At 69.2% G+C, this 22,134-nt stretch carries 18 protein-coding genes and 2 pseudogenes; 11 read left to right on the forward strand and 9 right to left on the reverse strand.

Going from position 1 to position 22,134, the window contains the following annotated elements; translation table 11 throughout:
* Window positions 1-442: 442 nt before the first annotated feature.
* Window positions 443-670 (reverse strand): hypothetical protein, encoded by a 228-nt coding sequence (locus OG974_RS31995; protein WP_327286386.1) that lies wholly within the window; start codon window positions 668-670, stop codon window positions 443-445.
* On the opposite strand from OG974_RS31995, the gene OG974_RS32000 reads away from it, so the two are divergent.
* From OG974_RS32000 to OG974_RS32035, 8 genes are all read left to right on the forward strand, one after another.
* Window positions 652-1,008: an Hsp20/alpha crystallin family protein gene (locus OG974_RS32000; RefSeq protein ID WP_371647370.1), complete on the forward strand. Its 357-nt coding sequence runs from the start codon at window positions 652-654 to the stop codon at window positions 1,006-1,008. The two genes, OG974_RS31995 and OG974_RS32000, sit on opposite strands and share 19 nt — an antisense overlap.
* Window positions 1,009-1,121: 113 nt before the next feature.
* Window positions 1,122-1,517 (forward strand): DUF2267 domain-containing protein, encoded by a 396-nt coding sequence (locus tag OG974_RS32005; RefSeq protein WP_327286387.1) that lies wholly within the window; start codon window positions 1,122-1,124, stop codon window positions 1,515-1,517.
* A 51-nt stretch (window positions 1,518-1,568) separates the two neighbouring features.
* Window positions 1,569-2,015 carry a DUF2267 domain-containing protein gene (locus OG974_RS32010; protein ID WP_327286388.1) on the forward strand — a complete coding sequence of 149 codons (447 nt, stop codon included), beginning with the start codon at window positions 1,569-1,571 and terminating at the stop codon, window positions 2,013-2,015.
* A 976-nt stretch (window positions 2,016-2,991) separates the two neighbouring features.
* Window positions 2,992-3,330 carry a MerR family transcriptional regulator gene (locus OG974_RS32015; RefSeq protein WP_327286389.1) on the forward strand — a complete coding sequence of 113 codons (339 nt, stop codon included), beginning with the start codon at window positions 2,992-2,994 and terminating at the stop codon, window positions 3,328-3,330.
* A 236-nt stretch (window positions 3,331-3,566) separates the two neighbouring features.
* A complete protein-coding gene (locus OG974_RS32020; RefSeq protein ID WP_065965692.1) occupies window positions 3,567-3,770 on the forward strand; it encodes a cold-shock protein in 204 nt (67 codons plus the stop codon).
* A 733-nt stretch (window positions 3,771-4,503) separates the two neighbouring features.
* Window positions 4,504-5,175, forward strand: coding sequence for a hypothetical protein (locus OG974_RS32025; RefSeq protein WP_329316911.1), 672 nt, complete (start codon window positions 4,504-4,506; stop codon window positions 5,173-5,175).
* A gap of 151 nt (window positions 5,176-5,326) precedes the next feature.
* Window positions 5,327-5,488 carry a hydrophobic protein gene (locus tag OG974_RS32030; protein ID WP_327286392.1) on the forward strand — a complete coding sequence of 54 codons (162 nt, stop codon included), beginning with the start codon at window positions 5,327-5,329 and terminating at the stop codon, window positions 5,486-5,488.
* Window positions 5,489-5,643: 155 nt separating this feature from the next.
* Window positions 5,644-6,012: a PRC-barrel domain-containing protein gene (locus OG974_RS32035; RefSeq protein WP_327286393.1), complete on the forward strand. Its 369-nt coding sequence runs from the start codon at window positions 5,644-5,646 to the stop codon at window positions 6,010-6,012.
* A 271-nt stretch (window positions 6,013-6,283) separates the two neighbouring features.
* Here the strand turns inward: OG974_RS32035 and OG974_RS32040 are convergent, their stop codons facing one another.
* Window positions 6,284-6,754 (reverse strand): DUF4259 domain-containing protein, encoded by a 471-nt coding sequence (locus OG974_RS32040; RefSeq protein ID WP_331735279.1) that lies wholly within the window; start codon window positions 6,752-6,754, stop codon window positions 6,284-6,286.
* 49 nt (window positions 6,755-6,803) lie between these two features.
* Between OG974_RS32040 and OG974_RS32045 the strand changes: the two genes are divergently transcribed.
* Window positions 6,804-7,958 carry a hypothetical protein gene (locus OG974_RS32045; protein WP_327286395.1) on the forward strand — a complete coding sequence of 385 codons (1,155 nt, stop codon included), beginning with the start codon at window positions 6,804-6,806 and terminating at the stop codon, window positions 7,956-7,958.
* Between the two features lie 241 nt (window positions 7,959-8,199).
* Window positions 8,200-9,432, forward strand: a complete 1,233-nt coding sequence (locus OG974_RS32050; protein WP_331735282.1) for an acetylhydrolase — start codon at window positions 8,200-8,202, stop codon at window positions 9,430-9,432.
* A 128-nt stretch (window positions 9,433-9,560) separates the two neighbouring features.
* Here the strand turns inward: OG974_RS32050 and OG974_RS32055 are convergent.
* The 7 genes and pseudogenes from OG974_RS32055 to OG974_RS32085 all read right to left on the reverse strand — a co-directional run.
* Window positions 9,561-9,767: pseudogene (locus OG974_RS32055) on the reverse strand (IS256 family transposase); the annotation flags it as partial.
* A gap of 27 nt (window positions 9,768-9,794) precedes the next feature.
* Window positions 9,795-10,628 carry a PIG-L family deacetylase gene (locus tag OG974_RS32060; RefSeq protein WP_327286397.1) on the reverse strand — a complete coding sequence of 278 codons (834 nt, stop codon included), beginning with the start codon at window positions 10,626-10,628 and terminating at the stop codon, window positions 9,795-9,797.
* 353 nt (window positions 10,629-10,981) lie between these two features.
* Window positions 10,982-11,136 (reverse strand): annotated as a pseudogene (locus OG974_RS32065) (IS5/IS1182 family transposase); the annotation flags it as partial.
* A gap of 153 nt (window positions 11,137-11,289) precedes the next feature.
* Window positions 11,290-12,888 carry an FG-GAP-like repeat-containing protein gene (locus OG974_RS32070; RefSeq protein ID WP_331735285.1) on the reverse strand — a complete coding sequence of 533 codons (1,599 nt, stop codon included), beginning with the start codon at window positions 12,886-12,888 and terminating at the stop codon, window positions 11,290-11,292.
* A 178-nt stretch (window positions 12,889-13,066) separates the two neighbouring features.
* Window positions 13,067-15,391, reverse strand: a complete 2,325-nt coding sequence (locus tag OG974_RS32075) for an FG-GAP-like repeat-containing protein (RefSeq protein WP_331735288.1) — start codon at window positions 15,389-15,391, stop codon at window positions 13,067-13,069.
* A 73-nt stretch (window positions 15,392-15,464) separates the two neighbouring features.
* On the reverse strand, window positions 15,465-17,471 hold the full coding sequence (locus OG974_RS32080; protein ID WP_331735291.1) for an RICIN domain-containing protein: 2,007 nt from the start codon (window positions 17,469-17,471) through the stop codon (window positions 15,465-15,467).
* 253 nt (window positions 17,472-17,724) lie between these two features.
* On the reverse strand, window positions 17,725-18,237 hold the full coding sequence (locus OG974_RS32085; RefSeq protein WP_331735294.1) for a hypothetical protein: 513 nt from the start codon (window positions 18,235-18,237) through the stop codon (window positions 17,725-17,727).
* Window positions 18,238-18,706: 469 nt separating this feature from the next.
* Here OG974_RS32085 and OG974_RS32090 point away from each other — a divergent pair, with 469 nt between their 5' ends.
* On the forward strand, window positions 18,707-22,054 hold the full coding sequence (locus tag OG974_RS32090; RefSeq protein ID WP_331735297.1) for an ALF repeat-containing protein: 3,348 nt from the start codon (window positions 18,707-18,709) through the stop codon (window positions 22,052-22,054).
* Window positions 22,055-22,134: the final 80 nt, after the last annotated feature.

A 22,134-nucleotide genomic window follows, 5' to 3' on the forward strand; every position in this document is an offset into this window, starting at 1 on the left:
GCATGTCCACCCCAAGATGCTCGCCCGGCTCACCGAGCTCGGAGCCGACCCTCTGCAACGCAGGACGCAGGCCGAGGCAGAAGGCTGAGCCATCCGTTGACCTCGGCGTTCTCAAGGCGAGAAGCCATGGCGGACACCGGAGTGCCGGAAGGTCTCCACCGCCGCCCAGTCCCAGGAGACGGCCTCCTCCTCCTCCTCCTCCGTGCCGATGTGTGCCAGCTCGCCGGAGTCCAGCTACAGCACGCGGGTGGGAACAGCGTCGTCGTGCCGGAGCCGCGTCCGGTCGGATTAGCTGTTCACCCGACGGCGGGCGGTGCCGGCATGCGTGAACTCCTCGCCGTTCGGCGGCCTGGTCGGCGCGTTCGAGAGGGAGCCGGGCATGGTCGTAGCGGGACTCGGCTACGACACGTAAATGGGAGTCGCTGGCTGAAGGGCCCCCCGGTCAGGCGACCTCCTGGCGCCCGGGCGCCTTCCGCATCTTCACCCCGCTGACGATGAACGCTAGCCCCACGACGACGATGCCGAGGTAACCGGTGGACGGAAGGTCGACGACCTTGTGCATCCAGCCCCACTCCGTGCCGAAGAAGGTCTGCGAAGCGAAGCTGACGACCCCCTGGGCTCCTACGACGTAGCCGATGCTTTCGACGGTGTATCCGATGGTTGTTCGCACGGATCAACTCTCTCGCGGCGGTGCCGCAAGATCGTCCTCCACAGGGCCGAAAACACAGTAGGCCGAAGGATGTAGTCGCTTGCGCAGAGCACCGCACCAACCTCACGATGCGCCAGCTCGCCCCGCTCTTCGGGACTTCTGCCGCGATGGAGCTCTCCGAGCGGCCCCTCGGTGTCTTCTCCCGCCAGCTCGTCCTGGCCGACACCCTCGACACCGAGCGCATCGAAGCCGACTACGAGGCGGGCGTCCTGACCCTGCGCATCCCGATCGCCGAGCGCGCCAAGCCCCGCAAGATCAGCATCGGCGGCGAAGCGGGCCGCAAGCAGATCTCCGGCTGAAGCCTCCCGCACCAGCCGGCCGCGGAGGGCGGGAGGAGCCGATCCCCCTCCGGCACCCGCCCTCCGCCACCCCCTCTTTTGACGTTCCTCACCCCGTCCCGGAGGTGATGTTGATGTCGATGCGCAGGGAGTCGTTCCTGGCCCACGTCCAGCAACGAGGCGTGTACGAAAGCGCTGAAGAAGCCGACCGCGTCGCCCGCGTCGTCTTGGCCCTGCTGGGCGCGCACCTGGTCGGCACGGTCGGGGCCGAGCTCGCCGCCAGGCTCCCCGAGACCTACGCCCTGATCCTCCTGAACCCGCTGCAGGCCGCGGAGCCGCTCTCGCCGGAGCGGTTCGTCCGTGCGACCGCGGCCTGGATCGAGGGCGCCACAGAGAAGACGGCCCTGTGGGACATGGGCGCGGTCTTGTCCACCGCGGCCGCCGCTGCGGGAGACGTCCTCACCCCCGAGGTCCTGCTCCAGCTCCCGCCCGGCTACGACCTCCTCTTCGGCCACCCCCGACCCACCTGATCACCACCGGCCCGAGGGTCGGATCCTTCGCAGGGAAAGGCAACCGCAGCCATGTACGACCAGCCTCGCGCGAACCCGTCCCGCACCGTCATGACGTTCGACCAGATGCTGGAACGCGTGCGCTACGAGGGCGCCTATCCCACCCGCGAACGAGCCGCGGAAGCCGTCCACAACGTCCTGGCCGCCCTCGGCCGCCAGCTCACCGGCGACGAGCGCTTCCGCCTTGCCCAGTGCCTGCCCGTCGAGGCGGCCCTCACCCTGACCGCCCAGATCCCCGACACCGAACACCTCACCGGCTGGGGCTTCGTCAAAGACCTGGCCGCCCGCACCGGTGCCACCCCGGCCACCGCCCGCCGGGACACCGGCGCCGCCCTCGCCATCGTCACACGCCTCGCCGGCCCCGACCTCCTCGCCGAGATCCTGCGCCAGCTCCCCGGCGGCTACGCCCTCCTCTTCGGCCAGGCAGAACTGCCCCGACCCCAGCCCGCCACCGCCTGACCGAGCCGGCTACGCGCGGCGACAAGCGTCAGGACCGGGTCTCGGCTTCGGCAGTCGAGCAAGCCGCGGCGACGCGCGGGGCTCGTCGGGGCAAGCTCGGCCCGGCGGGGCGGGAAATTTCCGGTGGAGTGGCAGTGCTTGGACGGCCGCTCCCTGTCCGGGCTCGGGCAGGGTCAGGGAGCGACTACGCGGCCGGAGTCGATTGTCTTGCTACTCGCCAGGCGAAAATCTATGCCGGCCAGGCTAGACATTGGTTGATGGCGTGGGTATGGTTTCTCTCGTAGCACAGAGAGAACGAAGGGCCTGGCAGAGATGAACTGCCGGGCGGCAAGACCCGCAGTTGCAGCATGCAGGACGGTGCGGTGGTGGAGTTTCGAAGCCAGAGCGGTTGCAGGACGGCAACGGGACTGACGACCGGACCGGGTGGCCCGCAGTGATCAGGGGCCGCCGCAAGCAGTACCGCAGTTGACGCAGTGGCAGTACCCGCAAATGCAGTTCGCAGTACCCAGCAGTGAAGTCAGTGAGCAGCACGAGCAGTACCTCGGTGAAGGCGTCGGCTGCGGGCGCGCGCACCGGGAGGTTCGGCAGTGGGGTTCTAAGCCAGAGCAGACGCAGGATGGGCGACGGGGCTGGCTGCCGGAGTGTGGCGCTGGGACAGGCCGCGCAGTAGTTCGCTTCACCAGCGGTACGCAGTACAGCAGTACGCAGTTGATCACCGAGGGAAGAACGGAGGAGCCGAGCGCCATCAGGATCGCCCGGGCGGAAACCTGAGCCCGGGTACCGCAGGACATCGATAGTGAGGTGGTCTCCGGTCAAGCAACCGCGATCCCCGCAGCCCCGACAGCATCCAGGTCGGGCCCGCGGACACAAAAGGCTGGTGCAGAGTTAGGGCCGGCAGATGGTGTAGCAGTTCCTTCGGGGCCCTGGTGCCGTACGGCACCAGGGCCCCTCAATGCGTTTCCACGAGAGGGGTTCAATGACAGCAGACGACTCGTTCGGCCGTCTCGACGACGACGATTACCCCGCCTACACCATGGGCCGGGCCGCCGAAATGCTCGGCACCACCCAGGGTTTCCTCCGTGCCCTCGGCGAAGCCCGCCTGATCACCCCGCTCCGCTCCGCCGGCGGGCACCGCCGCTACTCCCGCTACCAGCTGCGGATCGCCGCCCGGGCCCGGGAAATCGTCGACCAGGGCACGCCCGTCGAGGCCGCCTGCCGGATCGTCATCCTCGAAGACCAGCTCGAAGAAGCCCAGCGCATCAACGCCGAATACCGCCGCGCTGCCGAAAGAGCGGATCCCCCGCCCGCGTCCTGAGGCGGTCTGCGCCCGCCTGGCCCAGCGGCAGGCGTACACCGGCGCGACGCGATGGCCGTTTCTCTATGGTGACAGGCGTGCGGGCGTGTAACGTTTAAGTCAGCTGTCGTGGTTCGGAAGTTCCCTTTGCCCACGCCGAAGGCGTGGGCGTTTTGCTGTGATGTGCCGCAGGGACCAGGGCGATCACCTCCGCCTTCCGCGTTGCGGGAGGCGTTCATCGACTGGAAGGCATGGATATGGCTACGGGAACTGTGAAGTGGTTCAACGCGGAGAAGGGCTTCGGCTTCATCGCCCAGGACGGTGGCGGCCCGGACGTCTTCGCCCACTACTCGGCGATCAACTCCTCGGGCTTCCGTGAGCTCCAGGAAGGCCAGGCCGTGACGTTCGACGTCACCCAGGGCCAGAAGGGCCCGCAGGCGGAGAACATCAACCTGGCCTGACCCCTCCACCACCACCGCCCGCAGAATCACGGCCACCGCGCTCGAAGCGTAAGGCGGCTCGCACGGCTCAAACCGAGCATGCACAGTGCGGGCGGGTGTGGAGCACGAGATCGGGGCCGCGCAGCTCTTGCCGCGCGGCCCCGATCTGCGTCCGGGCTGGCGTGAGGAGCCGTTGCTCTCTCGATCAGGCGGTACATCGGTTCGGGCCGCTGCCGCTGCCGCTGCCCTGCTGTCGTGCTGAGGGTTTCGCGCTGGGGTGTCGGACAGGTACCGGGGCATCCATGTCATGGGGAACCGGGCAATCGTTTTTGCAGTGAACCGTATCCGCCGCCTGGGCGAGCGCCAGCCTGGTTCTCCGTCCGCCCGCAGCTCGTGGTTGCTAAAACGGAGGGCGTGGTCAACAACCTGTCTTCTACGGGTTGAACGCGGGCAAAGCCGAGGGAGAATCCATGGCGTCGCTGCGGGCTACTGGGTGGGGCCGGCTCCAGCGACGCCCGCGAGCTGGTCCGGCCGCACATGACGACCGCCGGCTCACCCAACGGGGCGATCGGGCGGTCGTGGTGCGCCTGGCGGGAGGTACCGCAGACATGGCCGGTTCGCCGGAAAGCGGGAGGCAATGACCGCAGACCCGCCCCCGAAGTCGGGATCGCAGCCAGCAGCGGGGTCATCGGGGTCCCGTGTTCCCTGGTGGCGCCGGCATTGGAAAGCTCTGACGGCCGCCTTCTCAGCCGCTGTGCTCGCGGCCGTCGCTTCGCTCGTAATCGATGCGGTCAAGTCCGGTCTGGAACATGCCATCAAGGGAAAGGAGCTTCCCTTCACGCTGCACGTGCAACGGGATACGGCCGCGGACTGCCCGCTCTTTCTGGTGCAGGGCGACCGCGCGAGGGTTCAGCCCCCGCGTGCCGGTGAAAGTCTCCAAGCCTGGGCACGCAAATACGACGCCACCGCCATGGACCAGGAGGCCGTCACCCTGACCGTGCAGGGCAGATCGCCGGCGAGCGTCGTGTTGAAAGACGCCCGCCTGAGAATTACCGAACGGTCCTCGCCCGTGAAGGGAACGGTCTTCGCACCCGGCGCGTACGGCTGCGGAGGCACTCTGCAGATCAGGACATTCAGCGCCGACCTCGACACGTTGCGCATCAGCCCACTTGAGAACACGCCGAACTTTCCGTACAAGACGTCCGAGAACGATCCCGAAGTCTTCGCGTTCGTCAGCACCACGAAGCATTGCCTGTGTTCCTGGTACCTGGACATCGACTGGGAAAGCGGACACGACGCGGGCACCGTGACGGTCGACGACCACGGCCGCCCCTTCCGCCTCATGCCCGCTGACCTCTCAGCGACGGTCTATCGGCTCGGTCAAAACCACCACTGGATCACGGGCCCAGACGTGCCGTCTCCCTGAACCACGTGAGGCGAGGAGGTGGGTCAGTCCTCGAAGTAGTTGGTCAGGACGCAGCTTCACGGTGTCCCCCGCGGTGTGTGAGTGCGGTCCGTGGGATGCGGCGTTTGAAGTCGGAGGGCAGGGGCACCCGGTGTCTCGGAGGTTGATTCATATGGTTCCCCTGCTTCTCGTTCTTCTGCTGGCCCTGCTCCTTTTCGGCGCGGGGTTCGCGTTGAAAGCCCTGTGGTGGGTCGCAGTCATCGTGCTGGTGGTGTGGCTGATCGGTTTCGTTGCCCGGCCCAGTGGCGGCAGCGCCCGCTGGTACCGCTGGTAGCGGATTCGGTGGCGGGCTGGTGATCAGCCTGACCGTCAATTCGTTGACTCCGGGCGGAAAGCCCGGCGGTTTGACGAGTTGCCGACACTGGCGAACGGAAAGGAAAGCAGCAGGATGGGCCCGCTGTCTTCTGTTGTCCGAGGAGTTGTTTTCGCGTGACTGAGCATGTGTGGAGTTACAAGTCGACCTCGGGATACCTGGCGGGTATCGACCTCACCGGTTACAAGGTCGAGGCGACGGACGGTGGCATCGGCAAGGTGGACAAGCACTCCGACGAGGTGGGTGACGCTTACCTCGTGGTCGACACCGGCATGTGGATCTTCGGGAAGGAAGTCCTGCTGCCTGCCAGCACGGTCGTGAGTGTCGACCCGGACGAGAGGAAGATCTACCTCGACCGCACCAGCGGCCAGATTAAGGACGCTCCCGAGTTCCACCGGGACCAGCACCTCGGCGACAGCGGCTATCGCGAGGAGCTGGGCACCTACTACGGCACCGGCGCCCCCTTCGGTGGTCGTCCTGCCTGAGTGCCCCAGCTGCCGTGGCCCGGACTCGTCGAGTCCGGGCCATTCGGCGTGTCCGCTTCCCTCCCTGCAACCGTCTTCGTCCTCCTCCGGCAGCCCCGTTCGGGTGATACGGGCGCCGCGTCCGGGGCCGGGGAGGCGCTGCGCGCCCGTGGCGAACGCGCAGGCAGCCTCATGCCCCCGCGGCGCCGCAGGCGGCTTACCAGCGCCGAGGTCAGGGCGCCGGACCCGCCGCCGGGGACCGGGAAGCCGTAGCTCTGTCCGAGCATCGACATCAGCCAGCCGAATCCGCCACTGCCGACGGCCTCGGGAGCCCAGGTCGGCGCCCCGCCACTTCTTCCGGTCCTCCGGGCCGACCCAGTTCGAGGCCGGCCCGTTCTCGTCGTCGGCGATGCGGGCGAGGGGCTTCGTCAGCCAGCGCGCGAAAGTCGGAAGGGAACAGGGGCATAGGAGTTTCCGGGCCGTAGGGCGTGTCGACGGGTTCACCGCCCGGGCATCGCGCCGCGATCAGCGCGGCGGCCACCGCCTCGTCCGCTTCAGGGAGATGGCCAGTTGCGTCGATCGTCGGGATGAGGACGCCTCGGATCAGGGCTTCTCGTGCCTCGGACTCGGTGTCGTCGAAAACGTCGGCAAAGTCCGCGGCCGTGTCGTTGCCGAAGGGGCCGGCATCCGCGCTCCGCCCTCCGCGAGGCACGGCGCAGGGGAGTGTGCAGCTGCCACTGCGGTCGCGCAGTGCTGCGGGCACGGTCCGTCCCCCGGCGGCTGGTGTCAGTGTGGTTTGGCAGGATCACGGCATGAATGATCTTGTGGCGGACCTGTTTGATCCCGGCAACAGCTGGAGCACTCGTACGCGCGAGCGGTTCACCGGCCTGTCGCCCGAGTTGGGTGAGTTGGTCGTGCACCTCGGGACGTCCGACGGGTTCTGGAACTGGCGGTACAAGGTCGACGCCGCCTGGAAGCGCCGGGCGAAGGCGCTGCTGAAGGCGGACGGCGCCGACGAGCTGGTCCGGTACGCGGTCCGGGAGTTGGCCCGCGGCGGGTCGTTCCACGACATGGACGACCCCGAGCACGTGATCCGCGAACTCGGGATGATCAAGCCTGCCTCGCGGGCGCGCAGCCTCGCGATCGGCTTCCTCCTCGCCGCGGGCTGGCTCCGCCGGGACACCGAGGGGCTGAGCGCCGACCTCGCCGCGGTCGCCCGTAAGAACGCCCAGGCCATGGACACGTACCACCGGGTGGACCACGACATCGCGGGCGCGGCCTTCGCGGCGCTCGGCGACCTGCCCGGTCCGGACGTGATGGAGGAACTGTGGGCCCTGCACTACGACGTCGTCCCCGCCCTGCACCCGCAGAAGGTCCTGGCGAAGTCCGTGAAGAAGGCCGCCGCGCGGCTCGGAGTTCCTGCGCACGAGCTCGCCGAGCGCACCGTGCCGCGGCACGGGCTGGAGCGCGACGGGACTCTGACGGTCGGCTGGTTCGGGAAGGGCGTGCTGTGGTGGAACGCCTCGGTCGACGCGGTCGTCACCCTGCACGACACCGGGCAGGTCACCGTCGACTGGGCCGATGGTGACCACGTCACGCGCACGACGGCCCCGTTCCGTTCCCCGGCCGGGTACAAGACGCCGATGCGGGCCGACAGCGTGACGTTGGTCCGGCGCTACGCGCAGAACGTTGGCAAGACCCTGGCGCAGGAGCAGCAGCGGCTGGGAGCACTGGCCGGTGGGACGCGGACCTGGCTGTGGGCAGATTGGGTCCGGTACTACCGGGACCACCCGATCACGGGCGTGGCCACGCGCGCACTGGCCTGGGAGTACCGGCTCCCGAACGAGACCGCGTACCGCACCCTGCATCCGGACTTCTACGCCGCGCCGGAGGCCAGCGTGCCGGCCGCGACGGAGGTACGGCGGCGCCCCGACGAAGGTGCCGTGCCCGAGACCGCGGCGGGGTGAGATGCCGCCGGGGTGTGATCTCTCGCTTTGGTGGCAGCGGTGTGAGAGCCAGCGGGCCCTGGTCTGCGGCCCGAGGCGATCGGGATGGCCTCGCAACCGGACGACAGCTCCGACCGCATCGGCCCCAGGGCGTAAACCCATGGGCTGATGCTGCGCAGGAGGGGCACGTGACAGGGTTCCCCCTGTGCCCACGGACTCGCCGTTGCGGCATGGTTGACGATCCGTCACTAGGGGAGGGCTCTTGATCACTACGCCGTTCATCAGCCGGAAGGGCCTGACGCGCCGCAGCATGCTGGGAGCCGCGCTGGCCGCCGGGGCCGCCGTGCCGCTTGCCGCCGTTGCCGGCCCCGCGTGGGCTGACCCGGCCGCCCCCGACCCGGCCCCGGCCCCCGCTCCGGCGCGGCTCATGTTGCCCGTGCCGACCGGGCCGCATCCGGTGGGCACGGTTCAGCTACACCTCGTCGACCGGTCGCGTCCGGACGACCTCGCGGGCCCAGGGCACTTCCGCGAACTGATGGCCACCGTCTGGTACCCCGCCCGTGACGTCGAGCGGTACCCGGTGGCGCCCTGGATGCCGGCCGGCGCATTCCAGGCGTTCCTCGCCGACGTCGGGTTCAGCGATCTGGCCGCCCTGGGGCCGCTCACTGCCGGCCACGTAGGTGCTCCGGTGCGGCGAACGGCCCAACGGCTGCCCGTCGTCGTTTTCTCCCACGGCGCGCACAGCCACCAGGGCGACCACACCGTCATGGTCCAAGAGCTCGCCAGCCACGGGTACGCGGCTGTGACGGTGGCTCACCAGTACGACACGTACACCGAGTTCCCCGACGGCCGGATCGCCGTCCCGCTGCGCGACAGGCAGGCGCCGACGCTCCCCGGAGACTTTGCCGCTGACTTGCGCTTCGTCCTCGACTGCGTCGAGCAGCTCGCCGCCGGGTGCAATCCTGACGTCGACCACAGGGAGCTGCCGGCCGGGCTGCTCGGCTCCCTCGACCCGCAGCGCATGGGCGCGTTCGGCTGGTCGAAGGGCGGGACGGCCACCGCCTGCGCCACGCTCGCGGACGAGCGCATCCGGGCCGGGCTCAGCCTCGACGGCCCGATGCAGATGAACCCGCCATTGGCTGGCGACTTGGACCGGCCCTTCATGATGATGTCCGCCGTGTTCACCCGGGCAACGACTCCCGAGGCCGCCGCCTTCTGGTCGCACCTGCGCGGCTGGCGGCTGAACATTCAGGCCCAGGGCGCCGTCCACGTCTCGTACGGCGACAACGAAGCGCTGTTCCCACAGGTGGCGAAACTGTTCGGATGGAGCGGGCAGCAGCTCCAGGACGTGATCGGCACCCTCGATCCCGACCAGGCGGTGAAGATCCAGCAGGCCTACCCGCTCGCGTTCTTCGACGAGCACCTGCGCCACCGGCGGGGCCACCTACTCGACGGGCCGTCCCCGGCCTTCCCGGCAGTGACGTTCCTCCCCTGAGCACGCAGGGGGCCAGCACCGGTGCCCAGCGTTCCATCGGGCTCTGCGGGCCCGGGTGGGACGGTAGCGCGAGGTCGATCAGGACGCGGCATGCCGGCCGTCCAGGTCATGCCGCGTGGGCCCCGGCGCGGCTCGACCAGGAGTCCACGTTCGAAGCGGGCCCCGGCGCGGACCAGGAGGACGAGGTGCGCGCCGTCGACGGTTCGCCAGCGGGCCTGGACGGACTCGACGAGCTCGAACACCATGGCCAGGCCGGCCGCGCGGGAGCCGGCGCCTTTGGTGACCTCGGTGCGGAGCCGCACGGTGGCGAAGGTCGACTCGATGGGATTGGTCGTGCCGGGGCCACGGTTGGACGGGTGAGGTCAGCGCAGTCCGGCGAAAAGATCGTTCTCGGGTACGGCCGCGCCGGTGGAGTCCTTGACCCGTACGAAGGTCTCCATGCCCATCAACTGGCCGAACCTCTCCTTGCCCATCTTGAGGAAGAAGATGTTCTCGCCCTGACTGGCGTGCGCTGCCAGCGCATCGAACTTCTGACCGCTGAACGCGAGGGTGTCCACCCACGTGGTGATCTCATCGTCGGGGAGACCGATCTTGGCCATCGCGGCGGCCTCGGCCGGATCCGGCTCCGGCATGTCCTCATGAAACTCGCGCATGATCTCGCCGAACCGCCGCATGACCGAGCGGGGCATCGTCGTCCAGTACACCTTCGGTGTCAGCTCGGTCATCTCCAGCGCCGCCATCGTGATGCGGTGGGCCTGGATGTGGTCGGGGTGGCCGTAGAAGCCGTTCTCGTCGTAAGTGACGACCACATCGGGTCGGTAGTGCCGCATGAGTTCGGCAAGCCGGGCCGCGCCCGTCTCCACGGGGGTCTGCCAGAAGGATTCGGGGGCGTCGTTGCTCGGCCAGCCCACCATCCCGGAGTCGGCATAGTCCAGCAACTCCAGGTCGCTGACGTTCAGGACGTCACAGCTCGCCTTGAGTTCTTGACGGCGCATCAAGGCGACGGCCGCCGGATCGTGCTCGGGATCGCCCGGCTTGACGCCTCCAGGTCCGTCACCGCATCCGCCGTCGGTACATGTCACCAAAACCGTGCGGATGCCTTCCGCCGCGTACCGCGCCAGGACCCCTCCGGTTCCGGTGGCCTCGTCGTCGGGGTGGGCGTGTACTGCCATGAGTGTCAAGGGCCGGTCAGTCATGAAAAAGTCCTCCTGTAGAAGTACGTCTTGGTTGAGTGCGCGGCGGGTACCGCGACGCTGGGGCCCGCAGATCCTGGTGAGGCGGACGATTCTGTGATCTCCGTGCTCCCCGCTCGTGCGGCGCCAGCTACTCGGTTGGTGCAACTGTTCCGACTGGTCCAGCTGTTCCCGGCCGGCACGGCCGATGCTCGCTACTTTCGTGTCCCCGGCCTGCCGCCGGTAGTTCAACGCTGCCAACCGGTAGGTGTGTGCGAGACATCGGCCCGTCGCCCGTCCAGGCGGCGGCCGTCGGGATCGGACCTTCTCCACAGTTGCCGTGTCCACCCAGCGGGCAAGCAGGCGCAGGGTCGCTAGATGCACCGCTCGACGGTGTTCCGCTGTTTGTAGGCCTCGCGGTCGACGGCCGGCGGACGACCGCCGCGCTTGCCGAGCCGCCTGCGGTTCGCGTCTGGTCCGCCGGTCGCGGGATCACTGCCCGGATCCCGCGCCGCCGCAGATGCCGGCGGATCGGTGCGTCACCAGCCTGGCCCGGCGTGGTGTTCCCGCCACCGCCCACCCCGCCGAGGCGTTCGGTCCGGCAGCAACGGCTCGATCCGCGCCCACTGCGCGTCAGTCAACGACACACATCAACCGACGATCAGATGATCCTTAGGAAACGGCGTCATCCGACTGAAGGGGGTAGCGTCCGGGTTTCCTTGGGCGTGGCGTCGATGACGGTGCCGATGGGATTCCAGCCGTGGGGCCCGGAGGGGTCGCCCCCGTCGAAGAGGTGGATGCCGATGCTGCCGTCGGAGCCGGTGAGGAGGTAGTCGGCGTGGCTGTCCCCGTCGAAGTCGGACAGCTGGACCTTGTCGTGGTCGGTGGTGAGGCCGGTTGCGGTCTGCCCGAGGTACTTCCAGCCGCCGTGGCTGTCCCCGCCGCGGTTGAGATAGGTGGTGACGCTGCCGCTGGCGCTGATCATCCAGTAATCGGCCCTGCCGTCGCCGTCGTAGTCGGCCAGCCGCACCCGGCTCCGGTCCGTCGTGGTGCCGGTGGCCACCTGGCCGATGTCGCGCCAGCCGGTGTCGCCCACCCCGTCGCCGCCGCGGTTGAGGTACGCGTGGACGGCGCCGTTGTCGGCGATGGTGAGGTAGTCGGCCCTGCCGTCTCCGTCGAAGTCGGCCACACGGACCTGTTCGGGACGGATCGTCGTGCCGGTGGCCACCTTGCCGATGCCCTGCCACCCGCCTGCTCCCGCGGGGTCGCCGCCGCGGTTGAGCCACACGTTGACGGACCCGTCGGAGTTGACGACCCAGTAGTCGCTCCTGCCGTCTCCGTCGAAGTCGGCCAGATGCACCCGCGTACGGTCCCTCGTCGTGCCGGTGGCGACGGCGCCGAGCGCCTTCCAGCCGCCACCCGGCTTCCCGCCTTCGTTGCGCCAGGCCCGCACCTCACCGCTGTCCGCGATGGTGAGGTAATCGGGACGTCCGTCGCCGTCGAAGTCCGCCCACCGTACGGGGCCGGCGCCGCCCGTCTCCGTACCGGCCCGCGGCCCGCGCGGCCGCACGGCCCAGCCGTCGGTGACGGACTGCTCCAGGCCGTCGCGGTACGCCAGGGCCATCTTGCGGTAGCCGGCGTCATTGGGGTGCAGGTGGTCGGGCAACTCGGCCGCGACGTCCAGGCGGGGCGGTTCAACGAAACGGAACCGCTCGCCGCGGGCGCGGCGCGCCGCTTCCTGGCCACGGAGGGCGGCATTGAAAGCCCGCGTCTGTGGTTCGAGCCCCGGGGTGTCGGTGAGCAGGCCCTGGACGATGACGGTCACCCCGGGTCGATTGGCGACGATGCGGTCGACGAGTGAGGACAGTCGCCGTGCAGCGTCCGCAGGGTCGGCGTGATGGGTGTTGAGGTCGTTGATGCCCAGGTGTAGCAGGACGACGTCGGGGTCGGCTGCGGTCTGCCAGCGGTCGATGTTCGAGCGGACGTCGTCGATGGTCCAGCCGCTGTGACCCTCGTTGTCGGGGTCGCTGACGTTGCCGAAGGAGCCGGAGCCGACGAAGTCGGGTGTGTAGCGTGCCTGGCCCTCGATCAGGCCCCACAGCTCCGAGCGGTATCCGGCGCCGTGGGAACTGCCCGCGCCCGCGGTGATCGAGTCACCGAGCGGCATGATCCTCACCAGGGGTGGGGCGGGCTGGACGGCTGCGGCGGCCGGTGAGGCGCCGAGGCCGAGTGCGGTCGCGACGCCCGCCAGCAGGACGAGGCCGAGTGGGGTGGTGCGCTTCATCAGGGTGACGGCCCTTCAGGGAAAGAACGGAGTCCGGAAACGAAAGTGCCCGCCGTCCGTCCTCCACGCGGGGCGAGGGAACGGACGGCGGGCAGTGCGACCGAGTGCAACCGCAGTGCAGTGCAGTGCAGTGCAGTGCAGATCAGAGCAGATCAGAGCAGCAGTGATACGGGTACGGTCAGGCGCCGCTGGCGACCTTGCCGAGGTCGGTCCAGCCCTTGGCGCCGGCCGGGTCACCGCCGTTCCAGGCGAGGACGGAGGCGCTGCTGCCGGCACCGGCGAGGACGTAGTCGGCGTGGGTGTCGGCGTTGAAGTCGACGAACTGGACCTTGGTGTGGTCGGTGGTCTGTCCGCCCGTGACCTGGCCGACGACGCTCCAGCCGTTGTTCGGGACGACGTCACCGCCGCGGTTGAGGAAGAGGTCGACCTTGCCGTCGGGCTTGACGACGTAGTAGTCGGCCTTGCCGTCGCCGTCGGAGTCGGCGAACCGCACCCGGTTGCGGTCGGTGGTGGCACCCGTCGTCACTCGGCCGATGCCCTGCCAGGGGGCGACCTGGTCGCCGCCGCGGTTGAGGTAGACGTCGACGGCGCCGGTGTCGTTGAAGACGAGGTAGTCGGTGCGGCCGTCGCCGTCCCAGTCGGCGAAGCGGACCTTGCTCTGGTCCGTGGTGACGCCGGTCGCGACCTGACCGAGGGCCTTCCACGGCGCGACCTTGTCGCCCCCGCGGTTGAGCCATGCGTTCACGGAGCCGTTGGCATTGATGACGAGGTAGTCGGCCTTGCCGTCCCCGTCGAAGTCGGCCAGACGCACCCGGGAGCGATCGGTGGTCGTACCGGACGCGACCTGGCCCAGGCCCTGCCAGCCGTTCGCACCGGCGGGGTCACCGCCGTGGTTCAGCCACACGGACACGGCACCGTTGTCGGCGATGGTGATGTAGTCGGGCTTGCGGTCGCCGTCGAAGTCGGCCCAGCGCACCCGGTCACTGCCGCCGGCCTCGTTCACCGCGGCGGAAGGACGCGGGTCGGTGGGGACGGTTCCGCTGGCCCAGAGGGCGCCGCCCTTGCCCTCGCCGCCGTCCTTCCGGTAGACGACGAGGTTGCCGTCGTTCTGGAAGGTGAGGTACGCGCCGGTGTTGCCGTAGGTGGCGGTGGACCAGTAGGAATTGCCTGTTCCGTCGCCGCCGCCCTTGCGGTAGGCGACGAGGTTGCCGTCGCGCTGCATGGAGAGGTAGGAGCCGTCGCCGCCGGCGACGTCGGAACTCCACACCTGCTTGGCCTGGCTCTTGTCCCAGACGTACAGGCGGCCGTCGCAGGCCATGACGAAGATCTTGGCGGGGCTGTCCATCCAGAAACCGGCCGGGTAGCGGCCGTCGCTGGGCAGGGTGTTCGGGCGCATCCCGGTCTCCGACGACCACAGGCCGCCGCCGGTACCCTCCCCGCCGTCCTTCTTGTACACGACGAGGTTGCCGTCGTCCTGGAAGCGCAGGTACGCGCCGGCGTTGCCGAAGGTGGCGGTGGACCAGAGGTGACCGCCCTTGCCGTCCCCACCGGTCTTCGTGTAGACGGCGAAGTTGCCGTCGGCCTGCATGATCGCGTACGCGCCCGGGTTGCCGTAGGTGTTGGAGGACCAGAGCGCAGCGCCCTTACCCTCACCACCGCTGTTGTGGTAGATGACCAGGTTGCCGTCTGCCTGCATGGAGAGCTTGAGGTTCTTGCCGACGAGGGTCGTGCCCGACTCGATGATCTGACCGGAGCGGACCAGAAGCGGGTCGGTGACCGTGGCGATCCACTCGCCGAGGTCGTCGGTACGGGCGGAGACGGCGCCGGTACGGGTCTCGGCGGGGTTGGTGCCGAGGCAGCCGCCCTGCCAGGACCGGCTGTTGACGCCGACGAGCTCCCCGGCCGCGTTCAGCAGCGGACCTCCGGTGTCGCCCTTGCAGATCGCGTCGGTGCCCTTGCCGGTGATGGTCAGGGTGGTGGCGTCGGTCGCATTGACCGTGAAGGCACCGGTGTGGAGCTTGTCGGGTACCCACTCGGTCTTCGTCCGGCCGAAACCGGCGGCGGTGAGGTCCGCGCCGGCGGCAGGGAGGGTGGCGGCGGGTTTGACCGTGGCCGCGCCTCGGGCGGGCACCCCCAGACGGGCGAGGACCACGTCGCGATCGGTGCGCGGGACGAGTTCGGACACTTCGAGGGCCCGGCCGTCCGCGAGGGTGACCGTCGACTTCAGGGCGGGCTTCCCGGCCGGAACCTGCTGGCCCGGGGCGGGGGCGAAGCAGCTGGCGGCGGTGGCGACCCACCACTCGTTGACGAGCGCCGCGGTGCACGCAAGGCCGTTGGCGTCGTCGCCGATGTTCAGCTTGACGACGGATGCGTACTGGCCGGTCGGGGCCTCGGGGCCCGTGAGGGCCTGGGCGGATCCGGCGGTGGTGAGACCGGCTGCGACGGCGGTGGCGGCTGCGAGCAGGCCGGTCATCCGCGCGGTCCGCGGACGGGGTGCAGACATGTGGCTTTCCTTAGAGCAGTGGCGTGGGCCGGGGCTGTCGATCCGGGACTGCCGAGACGCCCGAGAAGGCTGGTTACAGGTACCAGCTCTGAGTGGCGAAGGACGGGTCGGAGGAGTGCTCCCACTGCTGGGCGGGGGCGCCGTTGTCCTTGCTGGAGTCGGAGATCTCCAGGGTCTTGCCGCTGTTGACGTTGCTGATGTTCAGGCTGACGGTGCTGCCGGCCTGCTTGATCGTCCAGAGCATGGTGGGGATGTCGTGGCAGGTGTACTGCTGCGCACGGGCGCCGTTGTCCTTGATGGAGTTGATGATCTCCAGACACTTGCCGCTGTTCACGTTCACGATCTGGTAGACACCTGCGGTGGCCGTGGGGCGGAGCTCCCACTTCGCGCCGGCCTGCGCGCCGCAGGTCCACTGCTGGGCGGGGGCGTCGTCGTCCTTGCTGGAGCCGGAGATCTCCAGGCACTTGCCGCTGTTCATGTTGCGGATCTGACCGCCTGCGGGCAGGGGGAGGGGAGAGGGCCAGGCGTTGGCGCCCGGGGCGACGGCGCCCTGTCCGTTGCCCCGGTAGAAGTTGAAGCGCTGCTGGTTGCTCCACAGACCGCCGAGGTCGGTCTTGCCGTCGCCGTTGAAGTCACCGGACAACAGGACGGGCATGTTGTTCCAGGCGGTGTCGTGCCACATGGAGACGCCGGTGTCGAGGCCGCCGGCGGCGTCGCCGCTGTAGCGGCGCAGGGCGCCGTCGGAGGCGATGGCCACGACGTCGTCGCGGCCGTCGTTGTTGAAGTCGCCGGTGGTGATCTTCTGGATGCCCAGCCAGGTGTTGTCCGGCCACATCTTGCGGCTCTGGCTGGTCAGCACGCCGTCCGCGGTCGTGGAGTACGCGTGCAGGGACCCCTTGGCGTCACCCGTACCCCAGACGGCGATGAGCCCGTCGCGGTCGGAGCCCGGCGCCCGGTAGCGGTCGAGTTGCCGCATGGCGTCCCAGTTGGTGCTCGCGTCCGCCCACATCGCCTTGCCGTCGGCCAGGCTGCCGTCGGACCGGCCCGCGTACAGGCGCAGAGCGCCGTTGCTCCAGACGGAGGCGATGTCGGTGAACCCGTCGCCGTTGAAGTCACCCCCGATGATCTTCTTGGCGGGACCCCAGCTGCCGTCGGCCCGCCACAGCGGGCGGCCGTACTCGAAGGTGCCGTCGGGACGGCCGGCGAAGGTGTGCAGGTTGCCGTCAGTGGTGACGGCGGCGATGTCCGTACGGCCGTCCTGGTTGAAGTCGCCCGTCCCCATCACCTTGGTGACGTTGGGCACCACGGACGCCAGACGCACCGCGGGAGTGGTCTTGCGGACCTGGTCCACCCAGGCCGCCACGTCGTCGACACGGACGTCGAGCGCCCCGGTGCGGGTCTCGGCCGCGTCCGTGCCCAGACAGCCGCCCTGCCAGGAACGAGAATTGACCGCCGCCAGCTCGGGACCGCCGTCCGTCTGACGAAGAGCCGGACCGCCGGCGTCACCCTTGCAGACCACCGCGCCGCCCGATGCGTTCAGGCCGAGCGTGCCACCGTCGACGGAGGCCACGGTGAAGACCCCGGTGTGCGCCTTGTCCGGGACCCATTCCGTCTTCGTCCGCCCGAACCCCAAAGACGTGAGTTGCTCGCCCGCCAACGGGGCGGTGGTGGCGACCTTGACCGGCTCCACCCCGACGACCCGCCAGGCGAGCTTCACCATCACCAGGTCGCGGTCCGCGTGCGGAACGAGCTCCGCCGCTTCGACCACGGTGCCCGTGGACTGCGTGAGATCGGTGCGTCCCACGGTGACGGTGGTCTTCAGGGCGGGCTTGCCGGCCGGGACCGCGGCGGAGCCGTTGCGGAAACAGGACGCGGCGGTGATCACCCACTGGGCATCGACCAACGCCCCCGAACAGGACGCTTTGTCACCCACGTTGAGTTTCGCGGCGAAGGCGTAGCCGCTGCCCGGAGCATCGCTGCCGCTGAGGGCCGTGGCGGGACCGGCGGTGAGCAGTCCACCCCCCACTGCGGCGGAAAGCAGGGCGGCAGCCCACGCGGTGCGTGAACCATGTACGGACATGAAGATCCTTTTTTGGGTGTGCGAAGAAGCAGGGCCTTGCCCGGCCGGGCCATGGTGCGGAGACGGCCAGGCGAGTCATCGACTCACTGGACGCGGGTCGGGAGCGTGGAGCGTCCCCGGCCGGCGATCGAGTTGCTCCGGGCCTGGGAGAACATGAATGACCAGACCGGAAAGCCGGGGTTTTCGGGGCGGGGAACAGCAGCCGAGATTGTTGGGTCCTGCGTTCGGCTGTCTCAGGGCGTCCCCGAGGCCATTACTTGGAAGTCCGGATCTCCAGAAGCATGAAATCGCGACCCTGCCCATCTGCGGTCTCGCCGACGGCCGTCCAGGCGTTCCTGTCGACGTTGAACGTCTTCTGCTCGGTGCCGGCGGACATTTCCACCTGCGCCGCGTAGTTGTTTCCCTTGACTCCGAAGACGGCCGGGATTTCCAAGCTGAGGTAGCCCTTGTCCCCGGTGACGCGGAAACAGACCTTCTCGTTCTGGTGGGAGAAGACCTCCATCAGTTCGGGTGCGCCGGTGCACTCGGCGAGGAGGATTCGGCCGTTTCCGCTCTTCAGCTTGATCTTCTGCTCGGCGAGGATCTTGTCGGCGTTCGGGTAAGAGAAGTCCTCGACGGCATAACCCGGTCCCTCATCGGCGATCGACTGCGTCGCGAGGTTCTCCGGACCGGTTCCGCCGGTCACTCCACCCATGGCGACCCAGGTCAGAGCGCCGGTTCCCAGAGCCGCGCCGACGATCCGCAGGATTGTGCTACGTGCCTTCATTTTCGTCCTTAGTGTCGATCCAGGTGGGGTTCGCGAGCCGTATGCACGTGCTCTGTGCGTGAGATCGATGCGCCCGCATGTGGGGCGCGACCGGAATTGCGAGTTCCGCTGGGCATGATTTATGGCGCACTTGAAACGAGATAGCTTCGAAGCGTGTGCAAGTGGCTGGCGATCTTCTGAATGAAACCAAGACATTCGCGTTCCAGCCAATGGGATATGAGTCCCATATCTGGACATACCGGTGAGTCTGCGTGTGACTTGCGCCACCTTATTGAATGGTTGTGACGATTTTTCGAAAATCCATAGTCGAGATCCAGCCATTCTTCGGGCGCGGCGATAGTTGGGTTCCGGCCGAGTGTGTTCCGGGCGTGAGCGCTGCATATGGTCGAGTCATCGCCGTCCGATGGAGAATCTCGGGCGGGTGTCAGCCTCGGCCTCGACGAGGAATCAAAATCAGAGAGGTTCTTCCGTGCAGGAAACATTTTGGAGTCGGCGTCGATTCACGACCGCTCTCGCAGCGAGCGCAGCCGCCGTCTCCACCCCCTGGCTGTTCACCACCCCGGTCCGGGCGGCCACTGGCGCGGCCGCGCCGGCCGGCGACGCGCTGACGCTTCCGGACACGGATCGGGCCAAGGTCGTCAAGGCGTGGATCCTGGGCGGCCGCTCGGTCAAGCAGGCGGCTGCCTACGTACTCGGCGGCACCGACCAGGAGATCACGACCTTCCTCACCGAGCAGCTGCCGAAGGCCACACGGACCGACAACCGTGTCGCCGCGTTCACCTACCTGGGCAACGGGGGCAAGAGCGTTCGAAGGGACGCGAGCGCCGCCCTCACCGGTGGCGACGAGGCGATATCCACGTTCGTCAAGGACGGCTTCCGCTCCTCGGTCACCGAGGACATGCGGGTCACCACCCTCAGCGTCATGGCCAACGGTGGAAAGAGCGTCAAGCGGGACGGCAACGCCGCGCTGACCGCCGGCACCGACCAGGCGCTGGAGCAGTTCTTGCTCACCGGCCAGTACAACGCCAGGCTGGAGGACACCCGGGTAGAGGTCATCCGCAGCCTCGCGACGGCCGGCCCGGAGCTCAAGAAGTACGCGAACCGCGCCCTGAGCGGGACCGCGGACGACATGCAGTGGTACCTCGACACCGGCCAGCACATCGCCCGGGCCCGCGACCAGGAAGCCGCCACCATCGCGCAGTTGGTCGCCATCGTCGAGCGCGAGAGCGCGCGTGCCCGGGAGCAGACCGACCTTGCCGTCGAGGCCTCCGAGCGGGCGACGACAGCTGCGGGCAAGGCCAAGGAGAAGGCCGAAACGGCTGCGGCCGAAGCCGAGAAGGCACGGGACGACGTCCGCAGGTCCGCCGAGGCGGCCCGCCAGGCCGCCACCGCCGCCAGCGGCGCCGCGTCCGCCGCCCGGACGGCCATCCGTGCCTCCTCGGCCGCGGTCCAGGCGTCCCAGCGGGCGTCCTGGGCGGCCACGGCGGCCTCCCAGGCGGCAGCCGCCGCCGGATCGGCGGCCACTCGCGCCTACAACGCCGCGATCGCCGCGTCGAAGGACGCGACGAAGACCAACGAGGCGAAGGACGCGGCCGTCGCCGCCCGCGACGCTGCCGCGAAGGCGTACTCCGCTGCCAAGGCGGCCGACGACGCAGCCGTCGCTTCCGAGCAGTCCGCGAGCGCCGGCCTGGCCGCCGCCGACGCGGCCCGTGACGCCGCGGCCGCCGCCAAGGCCTCCGCCCAGGCGGCTGACGCCTCCGGCGTCGCCCAGGGCGAGGCGGCCGAGGCCAAGCGCCAGGCCGCGATCGCCTCCGACGCCGCCAACCAGGCGACCAACGCCGCCTCCACGGCCCAGGCACTGGCCTCGACCGCGGCGCAGGCCGCGCGCAGGGCGAACGCTGCGGCCAAGTCCGCCGCCGGGCACGCCGAGAAGGCTGCCGATGCGGCCGAAGAAGCCGTCAAGTACGCCGGCCAGGCCATCGACTTCGCGAACAAGTCCACCGCGTACGCCGACGAGGCGGTCAAGGCGGCGAACCTCGCGACGCAGGCGATCGCCGACGCGCTGACCGTGGAGAAGAACGCCCGCGCAGCCGAGGCGGCCACGCTGGCAGCCGACAAGCTGGAAGGCATGAAGGAAGCCGCGCAGCTCGCCCAGCTGGACAAGAGCGAGCGCGCTGCCGCCCTGAACAAGCGCACCCAGGCACAGCAGACCGCCCAGGCCACGAAGGACCTCATAACCAAGGCGGAGCAGGCCCTCGGCAACGACGACCTCACCGCCGCCGCCGCGCTCGGCCGCCAGGCAGCCATCGCACTGCTGGATTCCAAGGGCATCTGGACCCGTCAGGCCGCCCGCTTCGCACTCGCCGGATCCGACTACGACGTCCACTCCTGGATCGACCTCGACCGGCAGCTCGCCGAGTCCCAGGACGACCGCGAGACGATCCTCTTCATCGCCCAGGTCTCCGAGCCGGCCGTCGCGAAGGCAGCGGCTCAGGCCCTCGCCGGCGGCGTCCCCGCGGCAGGGGACTTCAACACCTCCGGCGTCATCAAGTCGCGCGCCGAGGACAACAGGGTCAACATCCTGAAGATTCTGAACGCGAAGCCCGGCAAGACCGTCACCAAGGCCGCCAACGACGCGCTCAACAAGAACACGCCGGAAGCCCTCCAGAAGTTCTTCGACGAGGACCTCGCCGAGGCCGTCGAAGAGGACGACGCCGTCACGACCATGACGATCATCGCCAGCGGCGACGCGTACGCCAAGGCCTACGCGGAGGTGGCCATGGAGGGCCCCGCGTGGATGCGCCGGCGCTTCGTGGAATCCGTCCGGCACCGAGCCGCCCAGCTCGACTACGACTCCCTCAGCCACGCCGCCGCCATGCAGGCGGCGATCGCGGCAGCGGCCAAGATCGCCCAGGAGGCCCAGAAGGACGCGGCCCTCGCCTCCCAGGTCGCGGCAGTGGCCCGGGACGCCGGCCAGAAGGCTCAGGAGTGGGCCCAGAAAGCCCTGGACTCGGCGAAACTGGCCGATGACTACAAGGAGCAGGCCCGCAAGCACGCGGACTCCGCGGACAAGTCCGCCGCCGACGCCCAGGCTTCGGCGAACAAGGCCAAGGACGCCGCCGCCACCGCCCAGAGCGCCTCCCGCGCGGCGAACCACTCCGCCAACCGCGCCATCGACGCGGCCCGCAGCGCACTGGCCTCCTCCAACAGCGCCCAGGCCTCCGCCGCCAATGCCCACCAGTCCGAGCTCGACGCCGGCCGGGACGCCAAGACCGCTGCCACGGCCGCCGCCGAGGCACGCCAGATCGCAGCGGACAAGCGGACGGCGGAAGTGAGGGAAGCCGCACGCGCCGCCGCCGAGCAGGCGCAGAAGGACCGGGACGCCAACCACAACCCCTCGGACACGACGAACAACGACACGGTCAACCCCAAGGGAAGCCAGCCCGGCAAGGACGAATGGTGGAACGACGCCAAATGGTGGGCTGACACCGCCGACAAGGTGAGCACGGCCGCAGGGCTCCTGGCAGCAGGCTTCGCCGTCTCCTGCGTCTTCTTCCCGGCGGCACCCGTCCTCGGCAGCATCGCCGCAGTCTGCCTCGGTATTTCCGTCGTCGCCGCCGGAGTCAGCGCAATCGCCACCGGAATCGAATACGGCTTCACCAGCGGTGAATTCGTTTCATCCGCCGGCCGCGCGGCACTGGGACTCGTCACCCGAGGCGGCGGACGCGCAGCCACCGCCGTGGCCAAGCCGGTCGTTCGAACCGTGGAAAAGGCCGCCGGGGCCGCATCCAAGATGTTCTACGACCTCGTCTCCTGACAGCTGATCCAGCACCACCCCCTGGCCATGCCGGCCCCTTTGCCTCGGGCCTTCGACCACGGGGGGCGGTTCGGCCTGTG

Origin of the sequence: Streptomyces sp. NBC_00597 (assembly GCF_041431095.1) — a bacterium.
In the GTDB taxonomy this organism is placed as follows: Bacteria; Actinomycetota; Actinomycetes; order Streptomycetales; family Streptomycetaceae; genus Streptomyces.

What these genes read in the sequence shown, in the direction of transcription:
- OG974_RS32005 (WP_327286387.1), top strand. Translation starts at nt 1,122, where the DNA reads ATGTCGATGCGCAGGGAGTCGTTCCTGGCCCACGTCCAGCAACGAGGC.
- OG974_RS32010 (WP_327286388.1), top strand. Translation starts at nt 1,569, where the DNA reads ATGTACGACCAGCCTCGCGCGAACCCGTCCCGCACCGTCATGACGTTC.
- OG974_RS32015 (WP_327286389.1), top strand. Translation starts at nt 2,992, where the DNA reads ATGACAGCAGACGACTCGTTCGGCCGTCTCGACGACGACGATTACCCC.
- OG974_RS32020 (WP_065965692.1), top strand. Translation starts at nt 3,567, where the DNA reads ATGGCTACGGGAACTGTGAAGTGGTTCAACGCGGAGAAGGGCTTCGGC.
- OG974_RS32030 (WP_327286392.1), top strand. Translation starts at nt 5,327, where the DNA reads ATGGTTCCCCTGCTTCTCGTTCTTCTGCTGGCCCTGCTCCTTTTCGGC.
- OG974_RS32045 (WP_327286395.1), top strand. Translation starts at nt 6,804, where the DNA reads ATGAATGATCTTGTGGCGGACCTGTTTGATCCCGGCAACAGCTGGAGC.
- OG974_RS32060 (WP_327286397.1), bottom strand. Translation starts at nt 10,628, where the DNA reads ATGACTGACCGGCCCTTGACACTCATGGCAGTACACGCCCACCCCGAC.
- OG974_RS32070 (WP_331735285.1), bottom strand. Translation starts at nt 12,888, where the DNA reads ATGAAGCGCACCACCCCACTCGGCCTCGTCCTGCTGGCGGGCGTCGCG.
- OG974_RS32075 (WP_331735288.1), bottom strand. Translation starts at nt 15,391, where the DNA reads ATGTCTGCACCCCGTCCGCGGACCGCGCGGATGACCGGCCTGCTCGCA.
- OG974_RS32080 (WP_331735291.1), bottom strand. Translation starts at nt 17,471, where the DNA reads ATGTCCGTACATGGTTCACGCACCGCGTGGGCTGCCGCCCTGCTTTCC.
- OG974_RS32085 (WP_331735294.1), bottom strand. Translation starts at nt 18,237, where the DNA reads ATGAAGGCACGTAGCACAATCCTGCGGATCGTCGGCGCGGCTCTGGGA.